This window comes from Levilactobacillus namurensis DSM 19117, assembly GCF_001434785.1.
Lineage (GTDB): Bacteria > Bacillota > Bacilli > Lactobacillales > Lactobacillaceae > Levilactobacillus > Levilactobacillus namurensis.
Window position 1 is genome coordinate 134,903 of sequence record NZ_AZDT01000010.1, and the last position, 15,056, is coordinate 149,958.

18 protein-coding genes are annotated in these 15,056 nt (G+C 51.7%); all 18 read right to left on the reverse strand.

What is annotated here, in order from left to right; all coding sequences use genetic code 11:
- Positions 1–28: 28 nt before the first annotated feature.
- A complete protein-coding gene (locus tag FD30_RS02395) occupies positions 29–1,711 on the reverse strand; it encodes an ABC transporter transmembrane domain-containing protein (protein ID WP_056943748.1) in 1,683 nt (560 codons plus the stop codon).
- 140 nt (positions 1,712–1,851) lie between these two features.
- Entirely contained in the window at positions 1,852–2,040 is a 189-nt protein-coding gene (gene rpmF, locus FD30_RS11390) for a 50S ribosomal protein L32 (protein ID WP_081721480.1), read from the reverse strand.
- Between the two features lie 63 nt (positions 2,041–2,103).
- Positions 2,104–2,655: a YceD family protein gene (locus tag FD30_RS02400; RefSeq protein WP_056943749.1), complete on the reverse strand. Its 552-nt coding sequence runs from the start codon at positions 2,653–2,655 to the stop codon at positions 2,104–2,106.
- A 52-nt stretch (positions 2,656–2,707) separates the two neighbouring features.
- A complete protein-coding gene (locus tag FD30_RS02405) occupies positions 2,708–3,877 on the reverse strand; it encodes a nucleotidyltransferase (protein WP_056943750.1) in 1,170 nt (389 codons plus the stop codon).
- Positions 3,878–3,879: 2 nt separating this feature from the next.
- Positions 3,880–4,623 carry a class I SAM-dependent DNA methyltransferase gene (locus FD30_RS02410; protein WP_056943751.1) on the reverse strand — a complete coding sequence of 248 codons (744 nt, stop codon included), beginning with the start codon at positions 4,621–4,623 and terminating at the stop codon, positions 3,880–3,882.
- Entirely contained in the window at positions 4,620–4,982 is a 363-nt protein-coding gene (gene rsfS / locus FD30_RS02415; RefSeq protein WP_056943752.1) for a ribosome silencing factor, read from the reverse strand. Before rsfS ends, FD30_RS02410 begins: the two co-directional genes overlap by 4 nt.
- A 14-nt stretch (positions 4,983–4,996) precedes the next feature.
- On the reverse strand, positions 4,997–5,605 hold the full coding sequence (gene yqeK / locus FD30_RS02420; protein WP_186810756.1) for a bis(5'-nucleosyl)-tetraphosphatase (symmetrical) YqeK: 609 nt from the start codon (positions 5,603–5,605) through the stop codon (positions 4,997–4,999).
- Positions 5,595–6,182 carry a nicotinate-nucleotide adenylyltransferase gene (locus FD30_RS02425; RefSeq protein ID WP_225426451.1) on the reverse strand — a complete coding sequence of 196 codons (588 nt, stop codon included), beginning with the start codon at positions 6,180–6,182 and terminating at the stop codon, positions 5,595–5,597. Before FD30_RS02425 ends, yqeK begins: the two co-directional genes overlap by 11 nt.
- Positions 6,183–6,242: 60 nt before the next feature.
- Positions 6,243–6,566: a ribosome assembly RNA-binding protein YhbY gene (gene yhbY / locus FD30_RS02430; protein ID WP_034544877.1), complete on the reverse strand. Its 324-nt coding sequence runs from the start codon at positions 6,564–6,566 to the stop codon at positions 6,243–6,245.
- A gap of 2 nt (positions 6,567–6,568) precedes the next feature.
- Positions 6,569–7,711, reverse strand: a complete 1,143-nt coding sequence (gene yqeH, locus FD30_RS02435; protein WP_056943753.1) for a ribosome biogenesis GTPase YqeH — start codon at positions 7,709–7,711, stop codon at positions 6,569–6,571.
- Complete coding sequence (locus tag FD30_RS02440) at positions 7,692–8,234, reverse strand: YqeG family HAD IIIA-type phosphatase (RefSeq protein WP_024746523.1); 543 nt, start codon at positions 8,232–8,234, stop codon at positions 7,692–7,694. Before FD30_RS02440 ends, yqeH begins: the two co-directional genes overlap by 20 nt.
- Positions 8,235–8,444: 210 nt before the next feature.
- Entirely contained in the window at positions 8,445–8,804 is a 360-nt protein-coding gene (gene rplT, locus FD30_RS02445) for a 50S ribosomal protein L20 (protein ID WP_024746524.1), read from the reverse strand.
- Between the two features lie 83 nt (positions 8,805–8,887).
- The gene (gene rpmI, locus FD30_RS02450) at positions 8,888–9,082 is read right to left on the reverse strand and encodes a 50S ribosomal protein L35 (protein WP_024746525.1); all 195 of its coding nucleotides are present in this window, start codon (positions 9,080–9,082) and stop codon (positions 8,888–8,890) included.
- A 50-nt stretch (positions 9,083–9,132) separates the two neighbouring features.
- Positions 9,133–9,684, reverse strand: coding sequence for a translation initiation factor IF-3 (gene infC / locus FD30_RS02455; RefSeq protein ID WP_081721481.1), 552 nt, complete (start codon positions 9,682–9,684; stop codon positions 9,133–9,135).
- A 237-nt stretch (positions 9,685–9,921) separates the two neighbouring features.
- A complete protein-coding gene (gene thrS, locus FD30_RS02460; RefSeq protein ID WP_056943754.1) occupies positions 9,922–11,910 on the reverse strand; it encodes a threonine--tRNA ligase in 1,989 nt (662 codons plus the stop codon).
- Between the two features lie 341 nt (positions 11,911–12,251).
- The gene (dnaI, locus tag FD30_RS02465; protein ID WP_024746528.1) at positions 12,252–13,178 is read right to left on the reverse strand and encodes a primosomal protein DnaI; all 927 of its coding nucleotides are present in this window, start codon (positions 13,176–13,178) and stop codon (positions 12,252–12,254) included.
- Positions 13,178–14,524, reverse strand: a complete 1,347-nt coding sequence (locus tag FD30_RS02470) for a replication initiation and membrane attachment family protein (protein WP_235803245.1) — start codon at positions 14,522–14,524, stop codon at positions 13,178–13,180. The genes dnaI and FD30_RS02470 overlap by 1 nt, the downstream gene beginning before the upstream one ends.
- A 39-nt stretch (positions 14,525–14,563) precedes the next feature.
- Positions 14,564–15,055, reverse strand: coding sequence for a transcriptional regulator NrdR (gene nrdR / locus FD30_RS02475; RefSeq protein ID WP_034544880.1), 492 nt, complete (start codon positions 15,053–15,055; stop codon positions 14,564–14,566).
- Between the last annotated feature and the right edge of the window lies 1 nt (position 15,056).

Below are 15,056 nucleotides of genomic sequence, written 5' to 3' on the forward strand. Positions count from 1 at the left end.
CGTTTTGACGTATTCTAGTCTAAAACCGTCAGGCTTCCGTTAACTTAAGCCGCGCTAACCAGTGCTGCACGGCAGCCGTCTCCTGAGTTCCTCGGGCCACAATTCGGCCTGCGTCAACCACAATGATCTGATCAGCCGCCGCAAACAGGGTTGCATCATACTGATGGGTTACTAGCGCCCACCCCGTAGGCCAGCGCGTGGTGAAGACTTGAACCAAGTCATGGGCCGTCTTAGGGTCTAACCCCGTCAAGGGTTCATCTAAAAACGAAAAATCTTTGTTTTGAAGCCACAGACGCGCCACAGCTAACCGATGCCGCTCACCACCCGATAACCGGGTCCCCTGCCGGCTAATGGCTTGCTGGACCCCTTCAGGCGTTGCCCAGCGATCGAGACCCACTAACCGTAGGGCCGCTTGAAGTCGTGGTTCAGCCACCTCCTGGTACAGACTCAAGTTGTTCGCAATCGTATCATCGAAGAGCGCGACCTCTTGCGTCAAGAGTCCCAAGCGCTGAGCCACGGACGTTGCTGAATACTCTTCCAGATTGTGCTGATTAAGCTGTATGGTCCCCGCTATCGACAGTCCCGGAGAAAGTGGTAAGTTCAACAACGTTGACTTACCGCTCCCGCTCTTGCCAACAATAACGTAATGCTGTTGGGCCTGCAAGGTTAGGCTGACACCCTGTAAAATCGACACATCTTTCGAGGCATAACCCACCTGATTAAAAGCTATCTGGGTAAGTGGTGCCAGCTGCCGTTGGGACGCGTTTGACGGGGTCACTGCCAAACGCGCTTCAAGCTCACGTGCCGCTGTACGCCCCCCCACCAGATCTCCTAACAATCCGGAAGCCGACTGAATGGGCTCCGAGATAAAAATCATCAATTGGGAGAAGGCTACCAACTGTCCCAACGTAATCGTCTGCCGCACCACAAAGTAAATTCCGCCAACCCAGGTCCCCAAGTACAACACATTATCCAAGAGCTGGCTGACCCCGCTAACGGTCTTGCGTGTCCACTGATCTTGATTTTGAACGCGCCACAGCCGTTGACTTTGATGATTAAATAGCCGTTGTAATTGTCGTTGAACATTAAAAATTTGAATCGTACGCAATCCCTGCGTTGCATCCTGTAACCGTTGCGTCACCGCTTGATTTTGTTGGAGTACGGCTTGCTTCCGCCGTTGTAAGCGACGCCGTTGAAGAAACGGCACCCCCAATCCCGGCAAGCATAATGCCAAGATCAATAAGCTCAGCCAGGGCTGAATCATCACCGACATGCCCACGGCAATTAAGAATTGCCATAACGCCCGGTACACGTTGACGCTCCCCTGCAGGTATTCTTGCCGAATGATGGGTAACGTAGTCGTAAAGTCATTATAGTAGGTCGTCGTTAGCGCTTGGGTATCCCGGCCAACACCGGTCGGTTGGCGGAACAGTGCCCCTAACAGATCTTGGCGAAGACCAGCCATCATACGATTCAGCGTCGTTTGTGTCAGGTACTGACAGCCGAAAAACATCCCCGCGTCCACTAAAATATAGCCACCCACAATAGCCACCAACCCGCCATAGGATATTGAACTGTGACCCGTCGCTGCATCCGTCATCAGCTGTAACAACGCGGCAACCGCAATTTCAATCGCACTAGCAATCGGTATCAGGAGCAATAACCAGCCTACCGAATACCGAGCATAGTGCCAATAGCGCCGAACCAGCACGTTTTCCACCTCCATAATTAATAAATAATAATCGTTTTATAATCATATTTTAATTTATCATTTATCAACACACAAGTGAAATTAGGGTACAAAAAAACTCCCAGAAGCCGCGGACTTCATAGGAGTTTTTTCATTTAGGTTTAGTTGTTTGCAGTTGCCTTTGCAACGACCTGACGGCCATCGTAGAAGCCACAGCTAGGGCAAACCATGTGTGACTTACGCAGTTCACCACAGTTTGGGCATGGCGTCAAACCAGGGACATTCAACTTAATGTGACCCCGACGCATGCGCTTTTTCGTCTTAGACGTTTTCCGTGCTGGTACAGCCAAAGAAAACACCTCCTTTAATTAAAATTATCCACTAGTGAAAAAATTTTAAGGCTCACAAAGTGACTACTTATCATCCTGATCAGGGAAGAAGTCCTTTAACTTTGCAAGACGTGGATCAACTGATTGATTTTCTGCCTCGACTTTATCTAAGTCGGCCTCACGCACAACCTGCCAATCTTGCCCTTCTGGCATTGCGGCACCTTGTTGTTCGGCATCAGACAGAATGTGCATCGGAATTTGCAAGATGATGTTATCCCCAACGGCTTTATCAAAATCAATCAAGTCGTCCGGAACCACCATCACAACGTCGGTCTTCTCAAACCGTTGCGTTGCCGCAGCATCCGAAACGTAGTACTCCGTCATCCTAAAATCGACGGGTAAATCCACCGGCGTCAAAGACCGACTTGACGGAACCGTCAAATCCGCTTTGACCCGGGCATCCACCGCAACGTCACCGTTCACGACGGAAACCATCCCTTGAACCTTAACGGGACTGAGATCTAAGACCTCTTCCCCATACCGATCCATCAGATCCGCCTTCAAATCCAGCGTCTCCTCAAACTGTAAGGGGTCATTCCGGTGGTTCTTGCGTAACTCGGTCAACGACCATTTCATCGTTATTCCTCCAATGCAACGTGATAAATTATACCTGTCAAGCGAAATGATGTCAAGGTAATTTCCTTGATAGTCTTTGAGAATCGGGAAACATCACGGGAATGCGGCCATCGTCCTGGGCAACGCCAGTCACCAGAGACCGTACCAGGCCCGCCCGGTTGTCCAAAGCTCCCAGCTTCTGCTGCCACTCCCGGTCTGCTCGACTGACCAGCGGCAAAGCCACGTGTTTCTTAATCTGGTGCAGATACTGGCGTCCCACCGCATTATACCCTAAAACGCGAAGGTACTGGGGACCGGCTAACATTTCCGCAGGCTTGGTCTGCAAGAGCACCGATGTGGCCTGCCGCTGTAGTCGCGTATAAGTGTACCGTTTGGTCTTGACCGCGTGCATAAACGCCGCAAAACTCGTCGCGGGCAACGCCGCCTTCTTCAAGCGGTACTCTACGCCCTCACGCATCTGGTACAGGGCTCCCAGGTCCGTTACGGCACTACTGATCAGTTGGTACCGTAATAGGGGCCAGAAGTCCTCCCAACTGGTCAACTGGGTCGTCTGTAACGCGGCTAGCGTGGTCTCAGGCACCACGGACCGAACGGCGTCCCAGTCATCGGCTAGCGCTGCCGTACGAATCGCCGTGGCACTCGCAAAGTGCGCCTGATCGGCAATCCGTTGGTCGTTATGCTGACTCCCCCGTCGCGGTAACGGTACTAAGCGGAGCGGACTACCAGCTTGGCGGTTCGCTAGGGCATAGAAGAAGCCCAGAATGTCATTAGCCGCATTCAACGTAATCCCCGTCTGATCCCGGAGATACCCCTGAAACAGGGTCGCGTAGGTCTGGTCGAACCGTTTAAACGTCGCCGGATTCGTGGGCAAATGAGCCATCAGTTGCCCATAGTCTAAATCCGGATGCTCCGTCCCAAACGCTAACCACTGACACCCCAGCGCTGCTAATACCTGCACACCCCCCGCAGCAAATAAATGCGCGGGTTGAACGGCACTGGTCGTAGGTAATTCGACCACTAGATCGACGCCGCTTACTAACGCTGCTTGGGCCCGCTGCCACTTGTCCATCAAGGCCGGTTCCCCACGCTGGACCCAGTTACCACTCATCGCCACCACGATGAGATCCGCATCCGTCTGCGTGCGCACCTGGCTCAATTGATACGCGTGTCCATTATGAAAAGGATTATATTCGGCAATGATACCTGCCGCCCGTAACGTCATGGTTAAGCCTCCCGTGTGGCCTCAAAGAACCAACGCGTGGTCTGATCATCAATGTCCCGTTCACCAAAGTCGGCGCTTACCCGCTTTAAGGTCAGTCCAGCTTGTTGAAGCGCCTGCTGATAATCAGCCAACGCGTAAGTTCGTTCATGGTGTAATTCCGTAACTTTGTGATAGGCGTCGTCGGCGACATCGTGAATAAAGAACGTTAAGTCGTGCTCAACGGCGTGTTCTTCATCTTCAATCCCGTAACTGGTCCAGAGAAAGGCCCGGTCATCATCAACATAATTATACATATACCCCGGGTAGACGTCGTCCGTCTGATGGGGCGTGATGACGTCAAACAAGAACTTTCCGCCGATTGCCAAGTGATCATGAACCTGCGTAAAGGCCTGCGTGACCGTCGCGATATCTGGTAAGTAGCAGAACGAATCGGCAAAACAAGTCACTGTTTGATACGTGTCGATCTCACTGAGGTCGACCATGTTCCCCGCCATCAGCGGAAAGGTCACCTGGGCCTCTTCAGCGTGTTTTTCCGCCAAAGCCAGCATCTCTTCCGACAGATCTAAGCCACTCACGTCATACCCCCGCTGGGCGAGTTGAACACCTAGCCGACCGCTCCCACAGGCCAAATCCAACAAGGGCCCTTCCGTAGGTGCAACACGTGAAGCGACAAAATCCAGCCATTGTTGGTACATGGCTGGATCAAACAATTCGTCGTATAACTGGGCGAAGGATTGATAAATCATGCTTCTGCTTCGACCCATTGGCTCAGGTCAACGGTTGGCGCGTCGGACCAGAGCTTTTCCAGATTGTAGTGGGACCGTTGTTCCTTCTGGAAAACGTGAACCACAACGTCACCTAGGTCGATTAAGATCCAGTTGGCGCCATCCTTACCTTCCACGTCGCGAATCGTCACGTCGTTTTCGGCCATCTTATCAATGATTTCGTCAGCAATCGCCTTAACTTGCCGGCTAGAATTAGCTTCCATGATCAGGAAGTAGTCTGCCATCAAGCTGATTTTCTGCATATCCAATGCGGTAATGCCCTCTGCCCGCTTGCTTTCAGCGGCTTTAACTGCAATTTCTAATAATGTTTTGCTTTCCAAATGATGTGCTCCTCTCAAATCGTCGGGTAACGCCGAATCCAGGCGTTATAGGTTTCAATAGACTTAGGGTAAACGGGTTGGTTCTTCGCCACTAAGTACGCCAACGTGTGTTGTGCTTGATAGGCTACCCCGCGGCCCAAGTCTTGTGCCGTGAGTTCCCGGGCCCGATCAACCCCGGGAAAGTCGCGGGCTGGTTCAATGAAGTCTGCCATATACACAATCTGCTCCAGCTTCGTCATGTAAACCGCGCCGGTGGTATGGTGCCGAACCGCATTTAAGATGTCCTCATCCATGACACCCAGCTCGCGCTTAACGAACTCAGCACCCACAACGCCGTGCCAGATGGCATTGCCGTAGGTGAGCAACGCGGGATCCATGGCATAGTCGTGAATGGCCTGGATAAAGTCTTCATCCGGTCGCTGCTTCGCGTAATCATGGGTCAACCCCGCAATACTGGCTTTCTCCAAATCAACGTGGTTCGCTTGGGCTAACTGAATGGCAGTCTGCTCCACCCGTAAAACGTGTTGAAACCGCTTGGGCTTTAGCTGCTTTTCAATCTTAGCCAGCAACTCCTCCCGGGTCCCCGGAAAGAGGTGTTCCGTATACGTCATCTCAGCCACGATATAACAAATGCTCCTTTATATAGAGATCCACCAAGGTCGGAACCAGATAACGAACCGACTGGCCCCGCCGAACTTGTTCCCGAACCATCGTCGAACTAATGCCAATCTGCGGCACGTCGACCCAGAGAACGGGATACGGCGACTCGTGAGTGTATCCCTGACGGCAAACGCCCACAAACTGGACCAACTTTACCAAATCATTAATCCGGTACCACTTCGGCAGGTAGGCGACCATGTCGCCGCCAATAATGAAATAATACTGATTTTCTGGATGTTGCTGGGTAAGCTGGCGCATCGTCTCATAACTATAGCTCCGGCCCCCCCGCTCAACTTCAGTTAATTCTAACGAGAATCGCGGATTATCCGCAATCGCTGCCTTGACCATGGCCACCCGGTCCTTTGCCGGAATCGTAATCTTTCGATCAACGTGTGGCGGCTCCGCATCCGGCATGAACAAGACTTGATCTAAGCCCAACTGGGTCGCAACCTGATCCGCAATCACTAAGTGTCCTAAGTGCGGCGGATTAAAAGTTCCGCCAAGAATGCCGATTCGACGCTTCTTGGCCGTAGCCGCCATCTCCGTAGCGACTTTCGTACTCGTTCGTTCTAAGATCTTTACCACGACCGCTTAGCCCCCTTACATGTCTTCAACCACCGTTGAATAGCGTTGATTATCCGTATCCGTTGCCGGCCGGTACAGCACTAGTACCCGTCCAATCGTTTGAACGACTTGAATGTCCGTATGGCCTTCGATGAAGTCCTTGGTCTCTGCGACCGTGGCTTCGGCACTTTGTTGCAGGTTAATCTTAATCAGTTCCCGCTTTTCCAGGGCCCCTGTCAGCTGATCTAACCACGTCTGGGTCAGCCCATTTTTGCCAACAGAAAAGATGGGCCGTAGGTTGTGGGCTTGTGCCCGTAAATAGCGTTTTTGTTTGCCTCGTAACAAATTTATTTCCTCCATTACTATATCATTGCGCGTCGTAACAAGACGCCAACACCCTCGGGTGCCCAGCCGGTCACATTGACCCCTGCTGGTACTGTGATCCACCCTAAGCCTTCAAAGACTAAGTCACTCTTAGCCGTGGTCTTAAAGGTGTGGGCCACTAAGGCTGGAAAATCAGCGACGTTTTCCGGTTGCGGTGGCGTCAGAAGTTGTCCTAACTGCCGTTGCCGAAAATCATCGGCGTTCGCCAGCTTGGTCCGATGAATGTATAGGTTGTTCTCGAAATAAGCCGTGAACCCTGACTTAGGCCCCTTGTCATAATCGAAACGTGCCACACCACCTAAGAATAACGTCTGCTGGTCATTCAACTGGTAGACCTTCGGCTTAATCGGTTTCTGTGGCGTCACAATCTTGAGGTCCTTCCCCGTTAGGAAGTGGGCCATCTGTGCATTTTGAATAATCCCCGGCGTATCAACCAAGACATGGTCGTCATCTAGTGGCAACTCAATCTTGTCCAAGGTCGTCCCCGGGAACCGTGACGTGGTGATCAGGTCACGGACTCCGGTATTCTGCCGGATAATTTGATTAATTAACGTTGACTTGCCGACGTTGGTCACGCCGACTACGTAAACGTCGCGGTTTCCCCGGTATTTGTCAATCTTGGCAAGGAGACTATCGACCGACTGGTTGGTCTTAGCACTCAATAACGTCACGTCAATCGGCCGCAAGCCCGCTTCATTCGCCCGTTGCCGCAACCAGTCTTGCAACTTGCTGCGCTTCAACGAACTTGGCAAGAGGTCCTCTTTATTCCCGACCAGCAGAACGGGGTTGTCCCCGACAAACCGGTGCAACCCTGGAATCACACTACCGTTAAAGTCAAAGATGTCGACAACATACACGATTAGGGCATTTGCGTCTTGAATCTGCGTCAACAGGTTTAAGAAATCGTCATCGGTCAACCCGACTGGCGTAATTTCGTTATAGTTCCGTAACCGGAAGCACCGTTGGCAATAGACTTCGTTGGTTTCAATGCCCTTATCCAAGGCGGACTGAGGCGTATACCCCGGTGCCGTCTTATCCGTTGTTTGAATCATTGCGCCACACCCAATGCAACGTAACGGTTCCCCGTCCACTAAGACGGGGTCAATGTGTTTTTCGTTCATTTAAATCCTCCTGCCAAGTTAACTCTGGATAGACGTGACGTAACCGCCACATCACGATTTTTTCTAGGAAACGGTTGCCCTTGGTGACCCAGGCGTCCGATTGAATCAACGGCTTGACCAGTACACTACGAATGCCGCTATTGTGGGCCGCCCAGACATCCGTCAATAACTGGTCACCGACCATCACCACTTCATCGCGGCGAAGGTGCCAACGGGTCAAGGCCCGCTTGAGCCCCCACGACAACGGCTTCAGTGCACGGTGAATATACGGTAGCTTAAACGGGGCAACGGCCCGGTCCACCCGCTGGCGACTGTTGTTGGAAACCACGATCACCCGAATCCCGGCTAATTCTAATAAATTGAGCCAGTGACGTAATTCCGGCGTTCCATCCGGATTGTTCCAAGCAATCAAGGTATTGTCCAAATCGGTCAAGACTGCTCGAATCCCTTGCGCCTTCAAATCGGCGGGGGTCAAATCATATATGTTCGTAACCATCCACGTGGGTTTAAATCCAGCAACCATGCGGGTGACTCCTCCCTTCGTGCCAATGCCATACTGGCATATCTAGCACTTCATTATACGCAATATCTGGTTATTTTACCACCCATGGTGTTTGCGGACCGCACCACTTCCGTCTAAGACCCATGGGGCATCTTAACGGCTATCTTCTGCGACCCGCAAAAATAAAAAAGGCCCCGCTGAAAGTCAGCGAAGTCTTTTCATCGACTGAAATTAAGCAGCCAATGCTTGCTTAGCTTGGTCAGCTAAAGCAGTGAAGGCAGCTGCATCGTTCACAGCTAAGTCGGCTAACATCTTCCGGTTAACATCAATGTTGGCTAACTTCAAACCGTGCATCAACTTGCTGTAGCTCAGACCGTTCATCCGGGCTGCGGCGTTGATCCGGGCAATCCAAAGCTTACGGAAGTTACGCTTCGTAGCTTTACGGTCACGGAAGGAGTATTGGTAACCCTTCCGAACTTGGTCCTTAGCAACCTTGAATAAACGGTGCTTGGAGCCCCGGTAACCCTTAGCTAACTTTAAAACTTTCTTACGACGTGCGCGTGTAACATTACCGCCTTTAACTCGTGGCATAATCTTTTCCTCCTAAATCAATTCAAACATTATGGGGACGATTCATCGTCCACCCGAAATTTTAACGACCGAATACCCGAGAATTACTTTTGTAATAAGCTCCGGTAAGTCTTGATAGTCGTTTGATCCATCATCCGGGTCCCACGAAGGTTCCGGCGTTGCTTCTTGGTCTTACCGTGGAAACGGTGAGACGTGTAAGCATTAGCACTCTTGATACCGCCCTTAGCAGTTACTTTGAAACGCTTGGCTGCAGCGCGGTTAGTCTTCATCTTTGGCATAGTACGAAAAATCCTCCTTAAGTTCGTAGCCGAAGCTACACAATCAACTCTTACTTTTTCTCAATGGGTGAGAGCATCAAGAACATGCTCCGACCATCCATCTTTGGCCGTTGCTCAACCGTTGCCACGTCAGAAGTTTCTTCTGCCATGCGATTGAGTACTTCGCGACCAATGTCTTTATGGGTAATGGCCCGACCCTTGAACCGGATTGAGACCCGAACCTTTTCACCCTTGGTCAAGAACTTCTTAGCGTTCTTCAACTTGAAGTTAAAGTCGTTGGTATCAATGGTAGGACTCAGACGCACTTCCTTAACACTGACCACTTTTTGCTTTTTCCGAGCTTCGCGTTGCTTCTTCTGCAACTCGAACCGGTACTTCCCGTAATCCATGATCCGGGCTACGGGTGGCTTAGCTTTCGGTGCAACCAAAACTAAATCGAGGTTGGCGTCTTCGGCGATCTGTAATGCATCGCGCTTGGACTTGATTCCTAATTGGTCACCGTTATCGGCAATCAACCGAACTTCGCGTGCGCGAATCCCCTCGTTGACAATCGTGTCGTTTGCTATGGTAATCCACCTCCAAAATAATCTTGAGAACCACATGAGACAAAAAATGCGGGAACCTTTGATGAAAATCAAACGGCTCCCGCAAGAAATCCCATTCTAAAGAACGGAATTAACGTGCATATCCAGCCCAGCAACTTAGTCACAAGGCGAGAAGCGGTAGCCTCTGCTTAATTTCTCAACTTAACCATCATATCAGGACCAGTTGCGGATGTCAACTGCTTTTCCCAAAACAATGGCTAATCGTCAACCTAGTCTAATCCACCGACCGATGAACTAGTCTTGGTCTAACTTCTTTTCAACTTGGCTTTCTTCACCCGTGCTGTCTCCGTCACGGCTGTATGAGGCAATGTCGTCCAGAATTTCCTTCATGAAGTCGGCGCTGCTCATGGATTGCGCATCGTCTTCCCCGTACTTCCGTACAGACACACTGCCGTTGGCCATTTCTTGTTCCCCGACCACTAACGTGTATGGAATCTTGTGCGTTTGGGCATCCCGAATCAGGTAACCCATCTTTTCGCCCCGCTTGTCGACGTTGACCCGAATGTTCGCAGCCTTCATCTCAGCAGCTAACTTATCCGCGTAAGCGCCATGCTTTTCTTCGGAAACGGGGATAATCGTCACTTGCTTGGGTGCCAACCAAGTTGGGAAAGCACCCTTGTAGATTTCAGTCAGGTAAGCCGTGAACCGTTCCATCGTGGAAACCAAACCACGGTGAATCATCACTGGACGGTGTTCTTCACCATCAGCACCGATGTAGTGCAGGTCGAACCGTTCTGGCAACATGAAGTCTAATTGAATCGTGGATAACGTTTCTTCGTTCCCCAGGGCCGTCTTAGTCTGGACGTCCAGCTTAGGACCGTAGAAGGCCGCTTCCCCTTCAGCTTCGACGTAATCTAGACCTAAGTCGTCCATGGCACCCTTCAACATGGTTTGTGCCTTGTTCCACATCTCGTCATCGGCGAAGTACTTTTCAGTGTTCTTAGGATCCCGGTAACTTAACCGGAACGTGTAATCGTTGATATCGAAGTCAGCGTAGACCTGAACCATCAACTTCAAGATGCGCTTGAATTCGTCTTGAATCTGATCTGGTGCCACGAACGTGTGCCCGTCGTTCAAGGTCATTTCACGAACCCGTTGCAGACCACTCAGGGCACCTGACTTTTCGTAACGGTGCATCATCCCTAATTCGGCAATCCGCAATGGCAATTCCCGGTAAGAACGGATGTGGTGGTTGTAAATCTGAATGTGGCTTGGGCAGTTCATTGGCCGTAATTCCAGCTGTTCGCCATCACCCATGTCCATTGGTGGGAACATGTCTTCCCGGTAGTGGGCCCAGTGACCAGATTGCTTGTATAAGTCCAAGTTAGCCAGAACTGGCGTGTAAACGTGTTGGTAACCGTTGGCCACTTCCTTGTCGATGATGTAACGTTCGATTGTCCGCCGAATCGTAGCACCATTTGGCATCCAGTAAGGTAAGCCGGCTCCAACCTTCGGGTCAACGAAGAACAGATCCAGTTGATTCCCGATAACTCGGTGATCCCGCTCGCGGGCTTCTTGCCGCCGTGCTAAGTCAGCCTTTAAATCAGCTTCCTTGTAGAAGGCCGTCCCGTAGATCCGTTGCAGCATTGGGTTCGAAGACTTGCCTTGCCAGTAGGCACCGGCAACTGACAGGAACTTGAACTGCTTAACGTCCTTGGTGTTCACCAATTGGGCGCCATCACTTAAGACTTGGTAATCCCCAATCTGTAAGAAAGGCACTTGGTCGCCGTCAATGGCGTTGATCAGAGCCGTGCTGAATTGGTCATCCTTGACCGTTGCCAACGCGTCAGCCTTGCTCAAAGCGACCCGCTTGATGTCTAAGTGGTCCTTGACCAACTTATCCACGATAACCGCTAAGGCATCCAACTCGTCAACACTGACTTGTTGGTCATCCTTATCCGTATCAACGTAAAAGCCGTCATCGTCAGCGCTAACTTCACCCAAGCGAATAGCTGGGAATTCCTTCTTCAAGGCAATCCGCAGTAAAGCCGCCGTGGTGTTCCGCAGAACTGCCAAACCGTCTGCATCACTCTTCGTCACGATTTCGATATCACCGTCACCCTTCAGTGGGGTCAGGTAATCGACCAGTTCACCGTTGTACTTTGCCGCAACGGCTTTCTTGGCTAAGCTAATGGAAATGGATTCGGCGACGTCAGCTGGCGTCGTCCCTTCAGCAAAGGATTGAACCTTGCCGTCAGGGAACTTAATTGAAATTTCTGCCATGGTATGATCTCCCTTGTGTGTTTTGAGCAGTCAACGCAAAAAGTTCCCAGCATCCATTAAGGACACTGGGGACGTCTAATTAACGTGGTTCCACCCGATATTCTTCACGAGACTACGCCCGTGAACTCTAATCGTCGATAACGGAACGAACCGGCCAGAAATTTTCCTTCTGACAGCTGCGAAAGCGGTAATGCATTGGGCCGACTAAGGAAACTTCCAATCTAGGTTTCCTCTTCCTGGAGACAAACCACAACGCATCGTATCTCTCGTCTTAGCTTTTAATTGGCTTCAAGGACTATTAAACACTCGCAGCCAAAAGTTGTCAAGCGGTAACCTCGAATTTATTGTGGCCGGCGGTTGACCCCCACCATGGTGATCTCCCGTGATAAGAACCGAATCCGTTGCATCAACCGTTGCGCTTTAAGGGGTTCGTCATCCCCACGCGATGAGATCCGCAGGTGTTCGTTCTCCAACTGAGCCATCGAGAAATTCGAACTAAAGAACGTCGGTAGCTCCTCTTGCATCCGGTACTCCAAAATGACGCCTAAGATGTCATCCCGAACCCACGCTGACATGGCATCCGCACCAATGTCATCGATCATTAATACCGGGGCGCGCTTCAACGCGTCCAGCTTATCCCCGACGCCGTTCTGGGCAATCGCGTTCTTCATCTCCACCGCAAAACTCGGAAAGTGAACTAACGTGCTGGAGAAGCCGTCGTTAGCCAGCTGATTAGCAATCGCCGCTAAGAGGTAGGTCTTGCCCACCCCAAAACTGCCGGCCAAGTATAGGGCCTGGTGACGCCGATGGGGACTCGCCTCGTAGGTCTCGATGAAATCATAAGCGGCCATCAGGGCCTCCATCCGTTCCTCATCGTGGTCAAAGTTATCAAGTTGCGCGTTACGAATATCCTTAGGCATCGCTATTGACCGGACCCGTTGTCGTAACTGCTGCTGGGCCTGCTTTTCTTGGGTGGCCTTAGTCGGAACATAGGCCACGTCGATCAGGTGATTCGACACGATCAATTGGGGTTCATACCCCGCTGCAAACGTTTCGCCACCCTGTGCCACCTTGGCCCGTTCGCTCACGAATTCATAGAGTTTAGCTGCCGAGCGGTCCAAAACGTCTTCCGCCAACTCTGCCTTATGGTCATGATAAAACTGCTGGACCGTCTGGTCGGCATAGACTTTGGCCATTAGCTGGCGGTAATTCGCATTCAGGTGTCGCTGACTCATCAGCTGCTGCATGGCTTTACTGACATCTTCCATCAGGAATCCTCCTTCCCAGAACGCCGTTGCTTAAATCGGGCAATTCGGGCGTTAAGTTTTTGTTTTTGTTGATCCGATAACTGCGGTTGCTTAGCCGCCTTAGTGGCCGCGGGCGCCTTAGCCCATTCCGGTAACGTCTCCTTGACCGTCGTGGCGTTCCGACGAGAGCCCGTTGCCCGTGAGCGTGGCTGCTTAGCTGCCTGCTGCCGCTCCCGAATCTTCACAACCGCCTGTTGGGGGGTCGTGACCTTCGATTGACTCCAATCATTGGCGATGGTATCCAGCAACGCCTTATTCAAGGTTGGCCGTTCCTCGTCCACCAAAACGTGGTACACCATCATGTTCAGAACCCCTTGGGAAAAGAGTTGCCGGCCCACCAGGTCACGAATGATGCGTTGCTCGCCCGAGGTCACAAAGCCCCCCGTTTGTTGCTTAATGGCTTCCAGGAAGTCCGCCGGGGTCATCTGACTGGCCATCTGAAGCACCGTCTGCTCAGCCGTCGACTTGACCGCAGCCGGAGTCGGCGCCGGGGAGGCCGTCGATTGAACCGGTTGGCCCGGATGCTGCTGTTCGAAGTGACGGGCGACCACCCGCTTAAACCGTTCTGGGTCAAAGGCGTTCGTGGCCAGGTCAGTGGCCTCGCCAATGTAACGAGCCATGGTCGGCTCGTCTAACCCATAAGTCACGTGTTCGGTGACCAGTAATTCCCGGTAAGGTTGCAAGGCCTGGGCATCCACGTAAGACCGTTTTAAAATTTCACCCAGCAAGTGAAAATCAAAATCCGTTGCTGGCAAATCCACAGCCGGTTCAGCCGTCTTAGCCGTTATCTGGTGTCGCCCGGCCGTCACGGCAGCGGGCAACTGACTGAGCTCGTGGCCATCCACGTGAAAGACTTCCAAAAAGTTCTTGGTAATGTCCTGTTCGTCGGCAGCGGGCGTCACGACTGTCGCCGTGGTCAGCAAGGTCTGATAGCTCTCCTCACCGATCACACCTAACAATTGAACGCTTAAGAGATCATCGTTAAAGAAGCGCGTGGGCGTCAACGGTGCGCGTAACGTATAGCAAAAGGTGGTCAAATCGTTAGCCGTCTTCACCGTGGTCGTCAGTAACCCCGTGGCCTCTAAGCGTAACCGCGCGGCGTACAAGTGCTCTAGATCAATGCCTAATCCGGCTAACAACCGGCCGTGCCGGTGCAACTGTTCGCGTTCCGGTAGCCAAAAGAGGCTGCTGTATAACGCAGCAGCCACTGGACCAATAATGGGTTGATAGAGTTGCGTCAAGGTCTGCCAACTCTGATCAGTAACGCGATCAGCCAGTCGAACCACGAACCCTGTTCGGGGGGTCAATTGATGCCAAGAATCCTCCATCCGTTATCTCGCCTCACTTTAGTCCTTTTTCGGCTTGGATTTACCCTGTTTCAGCTTATCCTTATCCAAGATATCCTTCAGTTCGTTGAAGAAAACCCCCGTATCCTTAAACTGCCGGTAAACACTTGCAAACCGAATATAGGCAATTTCGTCAACGTCGACCAACCGGTTCATGACATATTCCCCAATGACCTGGCTGGAAATTTCATTGACGCCTAACGCCCGAATCTTATTTTCAACCTCATCAACAATTTGGGTCATGGCATCCATACCGACCGGACGTTTTTCGGCCGAGCGAATAATTCCCCGTAAAATCTTTTCTCGATTGAACTCTTCCCGAGTCCCGTTCTTCTTAATCACCAGGAGCGGTGTGACTTCCACGCGCTCAAACGTCGTGAACCGAAAGCCGCAGCTCTCGCACTCCCGACGGCGGCGAATCACGCGACCATCGTCAGTCGGACGACTGTCGACGACTCGTGACCCGTTATGATGACAGTGCGGACACTGCATA